Source organism: Enterocloster aldenensis, assembly GCF_003434055.1.
Taxonomy (GTDB): Bacteria; Bacillota; Clostridia; order Lachnospirales; family Lachnospiraceae; genus Enterocloster; species Enterocloster aldenensis.
This window is the reverse complement of the sequence record NZ_QVEX01000002.1, coordinates 115,144-130,558: the sequence shown is the minus strand read 5'-3', so window position 1 is coordinate 130,558 and position 15,415 is coordinate 115,144. Positions and strand designations below refer to the sequence as shown.

Sequence of the window (15,415 nt, the reverse complement as noted above, 5' to 3'; positions counted from 1 at the left end):
AAAATCCTTAATAATATCTGCAAATATCCTCAATAATATCTGCTGCTTCTGGACACTGGAACCTGGTCATGGTAAAATATAAACCATACTTGTCCTGGAGGTTGTCATGGCTGATATTATTAAAAATGAGAATTTTACCGCGGATGTCCTCCTGAATCTGCTTTCTGAAACAACGGATGACTATCTTTACATGTGGGACATCCGGAATGGTACCTTTTACATATCTGACAATGCATATGATGACCTTGATATAAGCCGCCTGATTGAACAGGATGTGGTTTCCGTATGGTCCAAAATCATGGTCAGGGAGGATTTGGAACTGTGGCTCAGCGATATGCAGATGATTCAGGAGGGCAGTAAGGATTACCATGACATGGAGTACAGGGTTTATAATAAATCCGGCCGGGTCATATGGGTATCCTGCAGGGGGACGGTCAAGAAAGACAGGCAGGACCGTCCGCTGTTCATGATTGGCCGGATTTCCAATATTGGAAAACAGAATAAATTTGACAATGTCACTGGCCTGATGAACCGGAACCAGTTTGAACAGGATATGAATATCCTTGTGAGGCAGAAGGATACGGCCAACGGGGTGGTTGTGGTCCTGGACATTGATAATTTTAAGAATATCAATGAAAAGTATGGTTATGGCTTTGGGGACAGGGCGCTTAACCTTTTGTCCAACCTGATTTCAGCCATGCTTCCCCAGGGATGCCAGCTTTACCGCTTAGACGGGGACGAGTTTGTGTTCCTGATAAAGGACGGTACAAAAGAGGCCGTACGGGGCATTTATGAGAATATCCAGATGTTCATCGGCAGTCATTTTGCAGTGGAGGGCCGCCAGATCCTGATTTCCCTGTCAGCGGGCGCCTGCTTTTTCCCGGATGACGGCAACACCTACCAGAAGCTGTTCAGGAATGCGGAAAATGCAGTGGAGATTGCCAAGATGAATGGAAAGAACCAGCTGGTTTTCTTTTCCGAGGAAATGTATAAACAGAAGCTGAGGAACATGGAGCTGCAGGAAAGCCTCCATGCCTGTGTCAAGGACGGATTCAGCCAGTTTGAATTGTTCTACCAGCCGCAGGTGGACGCGGTCACAGGGGCGGTCACGGGCGCGGAGGCGCTGCTGCGGTGGCATTCCCCGGAACATGGGGAGGTATTTCCTTCGGAGTTCATCCCGTTGTTGGAGGAGAGCCGCCTTATAACCCAGGTAGGGGCCTGGATATTGGAAGAGAGTGTGAGCCAGTTCCGGATATGGCGCAGGCAGGTGCCGGATTTTGCCATGAGCGTCAATGTGTCATATATCCAGCTAAAGGAAAATGCGCTGCTGGAATATCTGAAGATGAGGCAGTGGGATGACCTGCCTGCCGGGCAGCTGGTGTTGGAACTGACGGAAAGCTGCTGGGTGCCGAACCTGCAGTTCCTGAATCAGGAATTCGAGGAACTGCGGGCCATGGGTTATGGGATTGCAATTGATGATTTTGGGACAGGTTATTCTTCGCTGAGCCATCTTAAGGAACTTCCTGCCAATGTGCTTAAGGTTGACCGCAGTTTTGTGACGGGAATCCATAAGGGAAGCTATGAATACATTTTCCTTGAGTATATTATCAAACTTGCCCACAGCATCGGCTTAAAGGTCTGTGTGGAGGGTGTGGAAACAGAAGAAGAATTTGATATTGTAAAGCAGACACTGCCGGATTACATACAGGGATATCTGTTTGGAAGGCCGGTCAGCGCTTCGGGGTTTGAAAAGCTGTATTTGAAGTAAGGTCTGCCGTGCACATGGGGAGGGGTTAAATGTATCAATGTAAGCTTCAGATCATGATTTTCAGCAAAGATCCAATGCTGCCAGAGGTGATGGACACGCTCTGTCCGCCGGAACGTTTTTCCCATACAGTTACGGTGTCAGGGAATCCGGCGCCTGAACTGGCAGATGGCAGCGATGTGGTCATATGGGACCTGGGAAGCTGTATCCTTCCGCTGCAGCTGCGTCCCCATTGCAGGGAAGGGACGGTTCTTGTGTACTGCGGGGAACAGGGGATGCTTGACGGTCTTGCCGGTGCACAGATGGAGGCCGCGGACGAGCTCTGGGACACCCCACTGAGCCGGGAACGGGTCCGTATCCGCATGGAACAGATCCTGAAAAGGATTAAGCTGGAGTACGACCTATATATGACCCAGACCTATCTGGACACTGCCATTGACAGTCTGCCGGACATGCTCTGGTTCAAGGCCATAGACGGGACCCATGTCAAGGTGAATCAGGCGTTCTGTTCCGTGGTGGGTAAGGACAGGGAGGATGTGACCGGGCGGGACCACTGCTATATCTGGGGCGTTTCCCCGGATGATTCTGAAAACGGGGAGGAATCCTGCAAAAAGTCGGAGGCGGCTGTGATACTGGCCCGCAGGACCCTGCAGTTTACCGAGGAGGTCAAATGCTCCCGCGGGATGCGTCAGCTGCGCACCTATAAGACACCAATCGTGGACCGGGATGGCGAAACGGTCCTGGGAACCGTTGGAATCGGCCATGACGTAACGGACCTGGGCAACATGGGCGCGGAAATTGAAATCCTGCTCCAGAGCATGCCCTATGCCATCCTCTTATGGAACAACAGGGGCAGGATACTGAATGCAAACGCAAAATTCGAGGAGTATTTCCAGATAAGTAAGATCCAGGTCCTTGGAAAGGATTACGAGGAGTGGTTTGCGGCTGCCTTTGAGGGACATCGCACAATCAACAGCGAAGGATACGTGGAGGCCAGGGCCGCCCTGTCGGACGGGTTCGGGAAAATGCTGGAGATTCATGAAAACTCCATTTATGACATATTCCACAATGTGGTTGGAAAACTCTGCATCTTCCGGGATGTGACGGTTGAGCGGGACCTGGAAAAACAGATCCTCCACAGCTCCAACACGGATTTCCTTACAGGACTCTATAACCGCAGGTATTTTTACCAGTATATCCATGGCAGCCGGGGGAACAAGTCCGTGAGCCTGCTCTACATTGACCTGGACTGGTTTAAGGCTGTCAATGACACATATGGGCATAAGGTGGGGGACGCGGTGCTGACAGGAACGGCCAGGACCCTGGTGGAATCCTTCCCCAATGATTTTGTGGCCAGGCTTGGGGGAGATGAGTTCCTGGTGGCCAGGCTTGGGGAATGCAGCGTGGAACAGCTTGAAAAAGAGGCCGGGGAATTCCTTGCAAAGCTCAATGCCCGGTTCCAGGCGTCCCGGGAGATGTCCTCCCTGTCCGCCAGCATAGGCATTGCCCAGGGAACGGACAGCCATATGGATATTGACCTGCTCATCCAGCACAGCGACCAGGCCCTTTACCAGGCAAAGAAGGAAGGGCGTTCCAGATATTGTGTGTACCGGGAACAAGAATGAATGGGGAAAATGTGTGTACCGGGAACAAGATTGAATAGGCAAATGGCATATAGGAACAGATTGTTCTGACGTATGCCATTTCTTTTGTGGATTTCCTGGGATTCATGGCCGTTTATATAATCTGTATCTATAGTAACTATTCTTATCATGTATTATTATTATAGTAAAGTCTGTGGTAGAATAGATTAGCAGATGAGTAACAAGCATAACTTTTTTACAGGAGGGATTACCTTATGCCGGGCGGAACGATTTACAAATATCATGATGATCTGGATACGGACCAGATCATTGCGTCACAGTATCTTTTATTGCCGGATATTGATGAGATGAAGGTACATACATTTGAGTCATTGGACCCTGATTTTCCTGTGAAGGTAAAGGAAGGGGATTTTGTGGTGGGAGGCGAGAACTTTGGATGCGGTTCCTCCAGGGAGCAGGCGCCAAGCGTGCTCAAGGCTTTGGGTGTGAGGGCCGTGATTGCCAAATCATTTGCCAGGATTTTTTATAGGAATTCCATTAACATCGGACTTCCCGTGATTGTGTGCAAGGAACTGCCGGATGAAGTAAAGACAGGGGATACCATGGAACTTTCCATGTCTGAGGGCGTGGCAAGGGCCAATGGAAAAGAGTACGCATGTACCAGGCTTCCTGAGTATATGCAGAATATCCTGAATCAGGGCGGGCTGATTGCATCACTGAACAAGGAGGAGGCGTGAACATGGGGATGACGATTGCAGAGAAGATAATCGCGGCAGCGGCCGGAGTGGACAGCGTGAAGCCTGGCGATATCCATACCGTGAACCTGGACCGTCTTATGAGCAATGACGGGACCACCCATCTGACGGTTGACATGTATAACAACAAGTTAAAGCATCCAAGGATTGCGGACCACAAGAAACTGGTCTTTATCGTGGACCATAACGTGCCTGCGGATAATCCAAAGACAGCTGCTTCCCAGAAAAAGATGAGGGATTTTGCAAGGGAGAACCAGATTGATTTCTGGGAGGGGAAGGGCGTGTGCCATCAGATCATGATGGAGCATTATGTATGTTCCGGTGAGCTGATATTCGGGGCGGACAGCCATACCTGCACATACGGCGCATTAGGCGCATTTGGAACCGGCGTGGGATGCACGGATTTCCTTTACGGCATGGTTACCGGCACTTCCTGGGTGCTGGTGCCGGAGACCGTGAAGTTCAATCTGATAGGCAGGCTGCCGGAGGGCGTTTATCCAAGGGATCTGATGCTGACCATTATCGGGGAAATCGGGGCCAATGGATGCAATTACCAGGTGATGGAGTTTACAGGGGAAGGCGCAAAGACACTGAGTATCAATGACCGTATGGTGCTCTGCAACCTGGCGGTGGAAGCAGGGGCAAAGACAGGGATTTTTGAGGCGGATGAGGCTGCTGTCTCTTATCTTAGGGAGCGGGGGCGCGAACCCAAGGCGGTATACACCAGCGACCCGGACGCTGTCTATGCAAGGGAGTATACCTTTGATCTGTCCAAAATCCAGCCGGTGGTTGCAAGGCCTGATTTTGTGGATGATGTGGTGCCGGCCGGGGAGGTATGCGGCGTTAAGATTGACGAGGCGTTTCTGGGGTCCTGCAACAATGGACGGATTGATGAGCTCCGGGTAGGCGCTGCCGTATTAAAGGGCAAAAAGGTGGCTGACAGCGTGCGTTTCCTTGTGGTCCCTGCAAGCCTTGACGTTTACAGGCAGGCGCTTAAGGAAGGCCTGATTGACATTTTCATGGAAGCAGGAGCCATTGTAATGAACCCCAACTGCAGCGTGTGCTGGGGAAGCTGCCAGGGCGTGATTGGGGAAAATGAAGTGCTGATCAGCACCGGTACCAGGAACTTTAAGGGACGCGCAGGCCATCCAAGCTCCAAGGTATATCTTGGCTCCGCGGCCACGGTGGCGGCTTCCGCAATCGCGGGGGAGATTGCCGTTGCCAGGTAAGTGATGCCGGGCATGATACAATCGCAATACAGGAAAGGAAACAGGAAATGGAGACATTTACAGGCAAAGTCTGGGTGCTGGGAGATGATATTGACACGGACATCATCATTCCCACCGAATACCTGGCGCTTAAGACAATCGATGACATGAAGCAGTACGGGTTCAGTCCCCTGCGCCCGGAGCTGGCGGGACAGATTAAGGAGGGGGACATCATTGTGGCCGGCAAGAACTTTGGCTGCGGCTCTTCCAGGGAGCAGGCGCCGGAAATCATCAAGGCATTGGGAATCAAGTGTGTGATTGCCAAGTCCTTTGCAAGGATATTTTTCCGCAATTCCATTAATAACGGCCTGCTTCTGATTGAGCAGCCAAACCTGTATGATGATATGACGGAGGGGGACCGCATTACGGTCACGGTGAATCACCATGTGGACTATGAGGGGAGACAGTATCCGATTGCATCCCTGCCCCAGAACCTGGTGGATATCATCAACGCAGGCGGGCTGGTGAAGGCCATGAGAAAACTGAACGGACTGGATGAAGGAGACTGCAATGGGGAATACAATCATTGAAAAGATCATAAAGCATAATACGGGTGCTGCCCAGGTTAAGCCGGGGGATATTGTCACGGTAAATGTGGACCGTGTGATGATCCACGATATTTTCATTCCGTTTGTGGCGGATAAGTTTGAGGAAATGGGATTTAAAAAGCTTTGGGACCCTGACAGGGTGGTCCTTATCTATGACCATCTGGTTCCGGCCAGCCAGTTGGATGACACCAGGCATTTCCGGGTGGGAGACGCGTTCGCGGCCAGATACGGGATGAAGAACGTACACAGAAGCGACGGTATCTGCCACCAGCTGATGACCGAAGCCGGTTATGTGAAACCTGGGGATGTGGTGTTTGGCACGGACAGCCATACCACCACATACGGATGCGTGGGCGCATTTTCCTCCGGCATCGGATACACGGAGATGGCAAGTATCCTGGGCACAGGGACCATGTGGATTAAGGTTCCGGAAACCATAAAGGTGGTCATCAATGGAAAACTGCCCGAGGGCGTCATGTCAAAGGACATCATCCTGCGCCTGATCGGCGATCTGGGGGCTGACGGGGCCACCTACCGGGCCCTGGAATTTAGCGGGACCACGGTGGAGGACATGAGCATTGCCAGCCGTATGACCATTGCCAACATGGCCATAGAGGCCGGCGCCAAATGTGCGCTGTTCACACCGGACGGAAAGACGCAGGAGTACTGCGGAGTAAAACTGGATGATTACCAGAAGAGCCTGATTGGCGATGAGGACGCGGTGTACATGAAGACCATGGTGTACCGGGCAGAGGATTTTGTGCCGGTGATGGCGTGTCCGTCCCAGGTAGACAAAATCAGGCCTGTCAGTGATCTGTCCGGCACGCCCATTGACCAGGTATTCATCGGCTCCTGTACCAATGGACGCCTGGAGGATCTGGTGGCTGCTGCTGAGGTATTAAAGGGCAGGAAGGTGGCTGACTATGTGAAGCTCATAGTGACACCGGCCAGCCGGAAGGTTTATAGTGAGGCCATTGCATGCGGTGCAATCGACACGCTGGCAGAGGCGGGCGCGATCATCACCCATCCGGGCTGCGGCCTGTGCTGCGGACGGACCGGCGGTATCCTCAGCGACGGGGAGCGGGTCATTGCCACCAATAACCGCAATTTCCTGGGCCGTATGGGAACCTCCAAGGTGGAGATTTACCTGGCGTCCCCAAGGACCGCGGCGGCCTGCGCAGCGGCCGGGAAGATAGTAGGGCCGCTAAAAGGATAATGGATTCCTTATAAGAAGGGCATGCCCGGAACAGATGATGTCCGGGCATGCCCTGGTTTTACTGAGGGAATATGGTAATCAAAAGGGAAATTATCCCTTTCGTCTTTTCCATGAACATTCAATTAATTCGGCCAAGAACAGCACTAAAAAACAGATTACCCCGCCCGCAAAGGAAATCCCATAAGGCTGGTTGGATATGAACCCATAAATAACACAAATCAAATCAAAGCCGACAGTAATTACAAGCGCTTTTAAAAATGCAGCCAGTACGAATCGTTTCATAGAGTCCTCCCTTCAGGCTGTATGTTGTTTTATAGGGCCAGTATACCATCTCCACGCGGGATAGTCACATTAAGATTTTATTAGTATTTCCTCCGTACAGGCGTATTTTTATAAAAAAAGCAGACATGGTCACGTATCTGGGCAAAAATCATGATATATTGTTAATAAACGTGTTTCCATGCAACCGTGGGAACCCATGCAAACGCCTTTGACAGGCAGGGAGCTGCATGGATACCAGAATGCATTGGGGATAATATTTGAGACAGCAAGGAGGAATGGCAATGGAACTGCTTGGACAATTAGAACAATACCGTCCTTTTAATGAACAGGAGGAACGGGACAGGGACATCCTGCTCAGGTGCCTGAGGGAAGAGGGGGATATATTTACACGGGACAATGCCATGGCGCATATGACTGCGTCGGCCTGGGTGGTTAACCGTGAGCGGACCAAGGTCCTGATGGCATACCATAACATCTATCATTCCTGGTCCTGGCTGGGAGGCCATGCGGACGGTGAGCGGAACCTCCTTAAGGTGGCTGTCCGGGAAGTGATGGAGGAAAGCGGGCTTAAGCAGGTGCGTCCTGTTGCAGAGGAAGTCTATTCGCTGGAAATCCTGACCGTGGACGGACATGTCAAACGCGGTGTCTATGTGCCGTCCCACCTGCATCTGAATGTGACGTATCTGCTGGAGGCGGACGAACATGGGCAGCTGCGCGTAAAAGAGGATGAGAACAGCGGTGTGGCTTGGTTTGCGCCCGGGGATGCCGTACTTGCTTCCACTGAACCGTGGATGCGTGAACGGATTTATATGAAGCTGAATGCGAAAATGAAGCTATGATGATGAATTGGGAAGCGCTGTCTGGTTGGACAGCGCTGTTTAAATGAGGGGAGCAGGCGCCTTACCGGCTGCCTGCTCCTTGATGCTGTGTATGGTATACCATCACATGCTCTCCGTGTATATCCCGCTCACCGGTAAAACGGAATCCAAACTTCTCATACATGGTGATGGCAGTGCTGTTTTCCCGGATGACACTCAGATATATCCTGCGGCATCGGTACTCCTGCTGAAGGCGGTCCAAAAGACCGGAGAGTGCGGCGCTTCCGTACCCCCTTCCCTGGAAGGCCTCGTCAATCAATAGCCGGTCCAGCCACAGCCGCCCTAAGGGGAGGTAGGGCCACCAGAAGAATCCATACATGGCAAAGCCAACCATGACCGGGCCGTCATATATCCCAACCGGCTGCCAGTTCCTGCCATGGGAGGCTTCCTCCAGGCATTCCTCCACGGTTTCCACATAGCCTTTCTGCGTTGGGGAAATGTGCAGCTTAAGGGCGCGTTCCCTGTTGTCATCTGTTATCGGTTCAAAATGCAGATCCATTTTATAAGTACCTGTCCTTTCATGCGGTTTATCATAACAGAAGCAGGGGAGAAAATCAAGCCGCGCAGGCCAGGTGCCGGGATGTGTAATGAAAACTTAAGTATTTTATTTTTCATAGTACTTGACATTACATAGTAGTATGTATAATATAGTATCTAAAGGAGGGCAGCCATGAATCCACAGTTTAAAAAGGGAGTCCTTGAGCTGGTGGTACTGGAATCTGTCAGGAAGAAGGACATGTATGGGTACGAATTGGTAGAGGAGGTATCCAAGGTCATTGATGTGAATGAAGGGACCATTTACCCGCTGCTTAAGCGTCTGACCAATGAGCGGTATTTTGAGACATATCTGCGGGAATCAACCGAGGGTCCGCCCAGGAAGTATTATCACATCACGGCGGCAGGTGTCCTTTACAGGGACCGGCTGGAGCAGGAGTGGGATGAATTCCAGAAACAGGTGTGCAGGTTTTTAAAGGAGCAGAAGGATGAATAAGAAGGGATTTTTAGAAGAACTGGGAACATATCTTGCCGTCCTTGAAGAAAGGGAACAGCAGGATATATTGGAGGAATACGCCCAGCACATTGATATGAAGATTGAGAAAGGGCTGAGTGAGGAAGAGGCAATCCGGGATTTTGGCGATATCCGGGAACTTGCGGCCGGGATACTTGAGGCCTACCATGTGAATCCGGAATACCAGGGGAAGCATGGGGGCAGACGGAAGACGGATACGGAATCCGCCGCTGTAAAGGGAAGACAGGCCTGGACGGCTGCGGCCGGCCTTTTTGGAAGCGCGGGAACGATGATAAAAAGGTTCTTCTCCGGCTGCGCAGGAATGCTCAAGCGGGCAGCAAAACATATATGGACCTTCCTGACCGGGCCGTGGAAAAAAGGAAAGTGGGGACAAAACAGGAATGAAGGTGAGGATATACAGACAGAAGGTATACGCCTGCGCCGAAGGATTGCAGCGCGTCTTGGCAGAAGGGAAGAGGACGGCGCGGCTGGTGGCGGTTCCTGTCCGGACCGCGTAAAACAGGTCAAACGCCTGCCCGGACAGGGCATGGGGGTTGGTTTCAGACGTGTGGGACATGGAGTCAGCTCCTTTCTGGGACGCTGCTTCCGGCTTCTGGCCTGGATGTTTCTTTGGTGTGTCCGCTGGTGCTTTAACGGCTGCATGATATTGCTGGGACTTTTTGGGGGGTTCTTTACCCTGTGTATGATATTTATCTTTGGAATGTCCGTGGTATGGCTGTTTCATGGGTATCCGCTGCTGGGGATTACGTTAATCAGCCTGGGAATCCTGTCCTGTTCCGGTTCAGTTACATATCTGTGCTTTAGCCTGATCCGGCTAAAAGGCAGTCAGGATCGCTATGGGAAACAGGACAGTCAGGATTGCCATGGGAGGCAGGACGGGCAGGGATGGATAAGGAGGCAGGAAGAGGCCCCGGAGCAGACCGCGCAGCCGGAGTGTCCGGGTGAACAGGTTATGGATGGGATATCCAAGGAGGTGCGTCATGCGTAGATTACAAAAAGCCATGATTGGTGTTTTCTGCGGAGGTGTTTTTCTTGCCGGGCTGGGAACCGGGATTGCCGTATATGAGGTCTCATCGTTTACCTATATGGGTGAAAAAGAGGCAGGGCCGGTGGAGATGAAGACAGAATCCTTTGAGTATGCATTTGAGCCGAAGGAAGAAGGCCGGTTTCGGATTGGCTGCTATGGCGGCTATCAATTCGAAAAAGAACTGGTTCAGGACCCGGATGTGCCGGAGAACACGGTAAGGTTCCTGCTGACCTACAATTCCAAGGCCATAAGACCGTACCTGGAGTATGGGGACGGGGATGGGGCATGGATTGATTACAATTATATATCCGATGATTTTGTGACATTCATGGAATGCAAGGACCAGATTATGAAGGACCTGAAGGAGAGGAAGATAAGCTCATACCATACCCCCACCATCCAGGAGTTTAAGGTGCTGGTGAATCCGGCAACCGTGGACCGCATAGAGCTTATCAGATGATGGGGGTCTGCCCTGGCGGCAGACCGGCGGTAATGAATGTTTCAATTATCGAAAGGGAAAATTAAGAGTTTCCTGCTGCTTCCTGTAGTATACTTTTAAGTAATAGAGGCGTGGATAGTATTTACATGGAGAAATGTGGGCAGGTGTTGGTTGTATGAAAAGAAAAAGATGGTTGTGGTACATATTAGCGGCAAGCCTGGTCCTTTCCTCCTGCCAGGCAGTAAATCCCGGCATGGACGGACAGAAGACGGACGGGGGATATGGGACCGGGGATGAAATCGGACATGGGAGCGGAAATGAGAGCGGAAATGGGACTGGACATGAGAGCGGGAATGAGACTGGAAATGCGCCAGGACATGAGCCAGGGCAGTCCCCGCAGCCAGGGGGCATGGAATCAGCGCCAGGACAGGATCTGACCGCGGGCCAAGATCCGGTTGTTATCAGCGAAGCAGCCCGGAATCTTGGGGCGGACAATGGGATACTGACAGGCACTTTCTTTCAGGCTGGGGATATCCGGCGGCGCCTTACCCTGCGCCCGGCAAAGGGCGGCATGGAATCCGAATGGCTGGAGTGCGGTTTTTCAGTCCAGGATGAAAATCATGCAGATGCTTTTTCCGGTACGGGCAGCGCTGGGATTTTGACGGAGAAAGGTAAGGTTTCATATGAAATCCGTCCTCAGGCCTATGGGGCGGACGAAGGAAATGGGTCGGAGGCGCCTGTATATACGGTTACATTCCACGTGGCCCCTGATTTGTCGGATAGACACATCTCAGTTGAGGGAAGCGGTGCTCTGGCAGGGGATTACTATCCCATGGAAGGAAGCTTCCTGTTCCCGGATGTTTTTGTCAGGTATCTCAGCAAGGCTGATTTATGCATGTGGCCCACAGAGGACCTTTCATTGCTCAGAAATGAGATATATGCGGCCCACGGGAGGATATTTAAATCAGATATACTGAACAGCTATTATTTAGGTAAATTGTGGTACAGGGGAATCATCCAGCCGGATGTGTTTTCCGAGTCAGTTTTATCCGATGTGGAAAAGAAGAACATTGCTTTTATAAAAGAAATGGAGGCGGATCCGGACAGGAACCGCCTGGACGGTCAGACGAAGTACGGTCTGGAGGACCTTCCGTTTGCACCGTATCTGCCCCTGCTGGGGGCGCATGGTGAGACAGGCCTGTACGCGGATTTATCCACGGCCAGGGATATGGGGGCGTATTATATTGTGCAGGGATCCATTTCCATACCTGCATCCATTACTGCAAGGCAGAGGGAGCTTTTAGATGACGGCAGCGAAGTTTTGGTGGTGCTCAATGAACTGACCGGGGAATACAGGACGCTGGCCCCAGATCCCGGGGCGGAGGGTCAGGAGACCGCATATGGATATCTGCTGTATGAGGAAGACGGCTATCCGGATGGGAGGGGATGCGAGACAGGGCTTAGCCTGAACCATGGGACCGGGAACTATGAACTGTGGCAGACAAGCGCGGATACGGTGATGAAGACAATCTACGAAGGGGATATCTATATTCTGAAGGGGGCGGTGCAGGGGGCTTATACCAGTGTATCCATGGCCTCCAGGGACCAAAAGGAGATACTGCCTGCAGATGGGGAACAGGCCATGGACAGGATCTGGGATGTGTTGGCAGGCAATTGCCTCTGCTATAATTCAAGAGGCCACTTTACCGCAGTGTATTCTCTTGGGGATTAATAATGGTAAGTAAAGGGGCAGACAGGGCCAGAGGAGCAATCCTCTGGCCCATGTTCTTTAATCCTCTAAGAAACGGCTGCTTATTTCAATAAATCCCTGCTGGTTGGAGAGCATGGCCGGATGGCCGCCCGTATCAAACAGATGGATCCTTCCGTGCCCGATTTTCCTTATGATCTCCCCATAGACGCGTTCAAAGTAGTCCTTCTCAAGGGAACAGATAAACTCGTCCTCCCTGCTGCCGGTCAGCAGTATATCCGGAACAAAACCCTCCAGGGGTTTGTGGAAGAACCTGCCAATGGTCTCATCGTGGCGCCGGATGGCCTGGGTGTCGCAATCCACCACATGCTCCCAGTCATCACCATTCATGTAGTAATAAAACATCCTGGCATTTTCATCCTTTTTGGAAGCTTCGCGGTCCTCTGTGATGTTCTGGGTAAACGCCTTCAGGGGTGTTTCTCCTTCAAAGCTGTCAGCAATGACTTTCCCTACCAGCTCCGGCGCTTCCAGGGCCACGTTGATTGCAGCCAGTGCGCCCCCGCTGCTGCCAATGATATCTGCTTTCCCGTATTGCCTGGACTTTATAAGCTCTATGACCTGCATGGCCTCATCAAACCATAGGTCTGCCGGGAATTCAGGCAGCCTGTCCGACCTTCCGTGTCCCAGGAAATCCATGAGGATTACTTTGTGATGCGCTGCATATTTTCCGGTTATCTCATAAAACATATTGGATGAAGCCGTGTTTCCGTGCAGCAGGAGCAATGGCCTGCCGTTTCCTGTTTCTTCGTAATAGATATTCTTTCCCTGATATTTAAAATATGACATATTGGCCTCCTAATCTGTTGTCAATCAGCAAGGCCCCTGACAGGAACCCTGCAATGTTATCTGGAAGCTGTGATCCTCATGTTTCCACCCCTTTCCGCTTATGACGCCATATTTCCAATCCTTCTTTATTTTAACATGTCCAGAGGTAATTAACAATCTGATATGCGTGATTGGAAGGAATGGCAGCGGCTTCTGCATAAAAATATTATAGATTTTTGTATAAATTATTTCATTTCAAATTTTCCTTTTATCCGGTACTATAATGTTACAGTTCAGACATGACCGGATTCGGAATCAGAATGGAAAAGGGGGATGAGGATATGAATAAGAAGATTGGAAGCAGATACCTTCCATATTGTTTTTTAACGCCGGCAATCGTGTTTTTGCTGCTGTTCATGGCATACCCGATCCTGAATGTGTTTTATTACAGCCTTCAGAATTATGCGACGAACAAGCCTTACCTGAGAGGGTTTGTGGGACTTGACAACATGATGAAAATCCTGACAGGGGATAAGGTATTCAGGGCCAGTCTTCTTGTTTCAGTTAAATGGGTGGTTGTCCAGGTGGGGCTTCAGCTGGTATTCGGGCTTATGATTGCCCTGGTCCTGAACCAGAGGTTTAAGGGGCGCGGCATCCTGAGGGCCATTGTATTCGCGCCATGGGCCGTGTCAGGTGTGCTTACATCCATGATGTGGTCGCTGATGTACAATGAGAATATGGGGGTGGTCAATGACCTCCTCATGAAAATGGGAATCATCAAGAAAGGGATTGCCTGGATATCGGGTTACGGAACATCCTTTGCAGCGCTGACCGTCGCGGAGCTGTGGCGGGGCATCCCGTTTTTTGCCATCATGCTTCTGGCAGGCCTTCAGAGCATACCGGATGAGGAGTATGAGGCGTGTTCGGTTGACGGAGGGACCAGATGGAGCAAATTCCTCTACATTACCATGCCGCATCTTAAGGAAACCATTGTGCTGTCCACCCTATTGCGGGCGGTATGGGAGTTTAACAATGTGGATGTGATATATAACCTGACGGGAGGCGGACCGGTGAACCGCACCATGACCCTGACCATGTACATCACCCAGACAGCAATCCGGGACAGTAACTTTGGATATGGGTCCGCCATTGCAGTGATTTCATTTATCATCCTGGCGGTGTTTGCAGCGGCCTACATTAAGCTGACAGGATTCGGGGAGGAGGAGAAGGCATGAAAGCCAGGAAATGGAAGGATTTAATCATATACCGTCTGCTGCCGCTGGCAGCATTTGTGGGCTTTATCTGTTTTCCCTTTTACTGGACCTTGGTCACGTCCCTTAAGGTGGAAGGGGACATCATAAAGCGTCCGGTGCGCTACCTGCCTGACCCGGCAACCATCCAAAATTATGTTACGGCCTGGAGGGATGTGGGCTTTTCACAGTATTTCCTTAACAGCCTCCTGGTATCTGCCGTGGCCTGCCTCATGACGGTTGCCAGCGCCCTGTTGGTGGGATACGCCCTTTCCAGATTTAAGTTTAAAGGGAAACAGCCGTTTATGCTGGTACTTTTATGTACCCAGTTCATACCCAGCGCCATGCTGATCATCCCCTTGTTCATTACTTTTTCAAAGCTGCACCTGATTAACAACCACTGGTCCCTGATCCTGGTTTACACCACGTTCCAGATTCCGTTTTCATCCATCATGATGAAGGGGTTTGTGGAGAAGATACCGTATCATCTGGAGGAGGCTGCCTATGTGGACGGATGCTCCAGGTTCCAGGCCCTGGTTAAGGTGGTGCTGCCGGTGCTGACACCGGGAGTGGTGGCGTGTGCGTCATTTTCCTTTATATCCTGTTGGAATGAATTCCTGTTTGCCCTGATGTTTGTGAACAATACAAAGAAATTCACCATACCGGTAGGGCTTTCATTCATGCAGGGGCAATTTGATATTAACTATGGGGCGCTGGCAGCAGGAAGCATGATTGCGCTGGCCCCGGCGATTCTGATGTTCATATATGTGCAGAAGTATCTGGTCGGCGGTTTGACGGCCGGAGCTGTAAAAGGATAAGG

At 51.2% G+C, this 15,415-nt stretch carries 16 protein-coding genes; 13 read left to right on the top strand and 3 right to left on the bottom strand.

Annotated features, from left to right (window positions below):
* Nucleotides 1-106 precede the first annotated feature (106 nt).
* From DWX59_RS06910 to DWX59_RS06885, 6 genes are all read left to right on the top strand, one after another.
* Entirely contained in the window at nucleotides 107-1,768 is a 1,662-nt protein-coding gene (locus DWX59_RS06910) for a bifunctional diguanylate cyclase/phosphodiesterase (RefSeq protein WP_117557499.1), read from the top strand.
* Nucleotides 1,769-1,797: 29 nt separating this feature from the next.
* Nucleotides 1,798-3,390: a sensor domain-containing diguanylate cyclase gene (locus DWX59_RS06905; protein ID WP_117557497.1), complete on the top strand. Its 1,593-nt coding sequence runs from the start codon at nucleotides 1,798-1,800 to the stop codon at nucleotides 3,388-3,390.
* Nucleotides 3,391-3,623: 233 nt separating this feature from the next.
* The gene (locus DWX59_RS06900; protein WP_117557495.1) at nucleotides 3,624-4,106 is read left to right on the top strand and encodes a LeuD/DmdB family oxidoreductase small subunit; all 483 of its coding nucleotides are present in this window, start codon (nucleotides 3,624-3,626) and stop codon (nucleotides 4,104-4,106) included.
* A 2-nt stretch (nucleotides 4,107-4,108) separates the two neighbouring features.
* Nucleotides 4,109-5,353, top strand: a complete 1,245-nt coding sequence (locus DWX59_RS06895) for a 3-isopropylmalate dehydratase large subunit (RefSeq protein ID WP_117557493.1) — start codon at nucleotides 4,109-4,111, stop codon at nucleotides 5,351-5,353.
* A 47-nt stretch (nucleotides 5,354-5,400) separates the two neighbouring features.
* Complete coding sequence (locus tag DWX59_RS06890; protein WP_117557491.1) at nucleotides 5,401-5,922, top strand: LeuD/DmdB family oxidoreductase small subunit; 522 nt, start codon at nucleotides 5,401-5,403, stop codon at nucleotides 5,920-5,922.
* Nucleotides 5,903-7,156 carry a 3-isopropylmalate dehydratase large subunit gene (locus tag DWX59_RS06885; RefSeq protein ID WP_117557489.1) on the top strand — a complete coding sequence of 418 codons (1,254 nt, stop codon included), beginning with the start codon at nucleotides 5,903-5,905 and terminating at the stop codon, nucleotides 7,154-7,156. Before DWX59_RS06890 ends, DWX59_RS06885 begins: the two co-directional genes overlap by 20 nt.
* A 90-nt stretch (nucleotides 7,157-7,246) precedes the next feature.
* Here the strand turns inward: DWX59_RS06885 and DWX59_RS06880 are convergent, their stop codons facing one another.
* Nucleotides 7,247-7,438 carry a hypothetical protein gene (locus tag DWX59_RS06880; protein ID WP_117557487.1) on the bottom strand — a complete coding sequence of 64 codons (192 nt, stop codon included), beginning with the start codon at nucleotides 7,436-7,438 and terminating at the stop codon, nucleotides 7,247-7,249.
* Nucleotides 7,439-7,719: 281 nt separating this feature from the next.
* Between DWX59_RS06880 and DWX59_RS06875 the strand changes: the two genes are divergently transcribed.
* Nucleotides 7,720-8,277, top strand: a complete 558-nt coding sequence (locus DWX59_RS06875; RefSeq protein WP_117557485.1) for an NUDIX hydrolase — start codon at nucleotides 7,720-7,722, stop codon at nucleotides 8,275-8,277.
* A 61-nt stretch (nucleotides 8,278-8,338) separates the two neighbouring features.
* Here the strand turns inward: DWX59_RS06875 and DWX59_RS06870 are convergent, their stop codons facing one another.
* Nucleotides 8,339-8,815 (bottom strand): GNAT family N-acetyltransferase, encoded by a 477-nt coding sequence (locus tag DWX59_RS06870; protein ID WP_117557483.1) that lies wholly within the window; start codon nucleotides 8,813-8,815, stop codon nucleotides 8,339-8,341.
* Nucleotides 8,816-8,986: 171 nt separating this feature from the next.
* On the opposite strand from DWX59_RS06870, the gene DWX59_RS06865 reads away from it, so the two are divergent.
* The 4 genes from DWX59_RS06865 (at nucleotide 8,987) to DWX59_RS06850 (ending at nucleotide 12,544) form a co-directional block, all read left to right on the top strand.
* Nucleotides 8,987-9,307, top strand: coding sequence for a PadR family transcriptional regulator (locus DWX59_RS06865; RefSeq protein WP_117557481.1), 321 nt, complete (start codon nucleotides 8,987-8,989; stop codon nucleotides 9,305-9,307).
* A complete protein-coding gene (locus DWX59_RS06860) occupies nucleotides 9,300-10,334 on the top strand; it encodes a DUF1700 domain-containing protein (RefSeq protein WP_117557479.1) in 1,035 nt (344 codons plus the stop codon). Before DWX59_RS06865 ends, DWX59_RS06860 begins: the two co-directional genes overlap by 8 nt.
* A complete protein-coding gene (locus DWX59_RS06855; RefSeq protein ID WP_117557477.1) occupies nucleotides 10,327-10,833 on the top strand; it encodes a hypothetical protein in 507 nt (168 codons plus the stop codon). The genes DWX59_RS06860 and DWX59_RS06855 overlap by 8 nt, the downstream gene beginning before the upstream one ends.
* Nucleotides 10,834-10,987: 154 nt before the next feature.
* A complete protein-coding gene (locus DWX59_RS06850) occupies nucleotides 10,988-12,544 on the top strand; it encodes a DUF4454 domain-containing protein (RefSeq protein WP_166460182.1) in 1,557 nt (518 codons plus the stop codon).
* Between the two features lie 57 nt (nucleotides 12,545-12,601).
* Here the strand turns inward: DWX59_RS06850 and DWX59_RS06845 are convergent, their stop codons facing one another.
* Nucleotides 12,602-13,366 carry an alpha/beta fold hydrolase gene (locus DWX59_RS06845; RefSeq protein ID WP_117557472.1) on the bottom strand — a complete coding sequence of 255 codons (765 nt, stop codon included), beginning with the start codon at nucleotides 13,364-13,366 and terminating at the stop codon, nucleotides 12,602-12,604.
* 320 nt (nucleotides 13,367-13,686) lie between these two features.
* On the opposite strand from DWX59_RS06845, the gene DWX59_RS06840 reads away from it, so the two are divergent.
* Together DWX59_RS06840 and DWX59_RS06835 are read left to right on the top strand one after the other, a co-directional pair.
* Entirely contained in the window at nucleotides 13,687-14,580 is an 894-nt protein-coding gene (locus DWX59_RS06840) for a carbohydrate ABC transporter permease (RefSeq protein ID WP_117557470.1), read from the top strand.
* On the top strand, nucleotides 14,577-15,413 hold the full coding sequence (locus DWX59_RS06835; RefSeq protein ID WP_117557468.1) for a carbohydrate ABC transporter permease: 837 nt from the start codon (nucleotides 14,577-14,579) through the stop codon (nucleotides 15,411-15,413). The genes DWX59_RS06840 and DWX59_RS06835 overlap by 4 nt, the downstream gene beginning before the upstream one ends.
* The last annotated feature ends 2 nt before the right edge of the window (nucleotides 15,414-15,415 follow it).

Coding starts and splice junctions, on each gene's coding strand:
- DWX59_RS06890 (WP_117557491.1), top strand. CDS start 5,401: ATGGAGACATTTACAGGCAAAGTCTGGGTGCTGGGAGATGATATTGAC.
- DWX59_RS06840 (WP_117557470.1), top strand. CDS start 13,687: ATGAATAAGAAGATTGGAAGCAGATACCTTCCATATTGTTTTTTAACG.
- DWX59_RS06870 (WP_117557483.1), bottom strand. CDS start 8,815: ATGGATCTGCATTTTGAACCGATAACAGATGACAACAGGGAACGCGCC.
- DWX59_RS06905 (WP_117557497.1), top strand. CDS start 1,798: ATGTATCAATGTAAGCTTCAGATCATGATTTTCAGCAAAGATCCAATG.
- DWX59_RS06910 (WP_117557499.1), top strand. CDS start 107: ATGGCTGATATTATTAAAAATGAGAATTTTACCGCGGATGTCCTCCTG.
- DWX59_RS06845 (WP_117557472.1), bottom strand. CDS start 13,366: ATGTCATATTTTAAATATCAGGGAAAGAATATCTATTACGAAGAAACA.
- DWX59_RS06850 (WP_166460182.1), top strand. CDS start 10,988: ATGAAAAGAAAAAGATGGTTGTGGTACATATTAGCGGCAAGCCTGGTC.
- DWX59_RS06895 (WP_117557493.1), top strand. CDS start 4,109: ATGGGGATGACGATTGCAGAGAAGATAATCGCGGCAGCGGCCGGAGTG.
- DWX59_RS06885 (WP_117557489.1), top strand. CDS start 5,903: ATGGGGAATACAATCATTGAAAAGATCATAAAGCATAATACGGGTGCT.
- DWX59_RS06860 (WP_117557479.1), top strand. CDS start 9,300: ATGAATAAGAAGGGATTTTTAGAAGAACTGGGAACATATCTTGCCGTC.
- DWX59_RS06855 (WP_117557477.1), top strand. CDS start 10,327: ATGCGTAGATTACAAAAAGCCATGATTGGTGTTTTCTGCGGAGGTGTT.
- DWX59_RS06865 (WP_117557481.1), top strand. CDS start 8,987: ATGAATCCACAGTTTAAAAAGGGAGTCCTTGAGCTGGTGGTACTGGAA.
- DWX59_RS06835 (WP_117557468.1), top strand. CDS start 14,577: ATGAAAGCCAGGAAATGGAAGGATTTAATCATATACCGTCTGCTGCCG.
- DWX59_RS06875 (WP_117557485.1), top strand. CDS start 7,720: ATGGAACTGCTTGGACAATTAGAACAATACCGTCCTTTTAATGAACAG.
- DWX59_RS06900 (WP_117557495.1), top strand. CDS start 3,624: ATGCCGGGCGGAACGATTTACAAATATCATGATGATCTGGATACGGAC.
- DWX59_RS06880 (WP_117557487.1), bottom strand. CDS start 7,438: ATGAAACGATTCGTACTGGCTGCATTTTTAAAAGCGCTTGTAATTACT.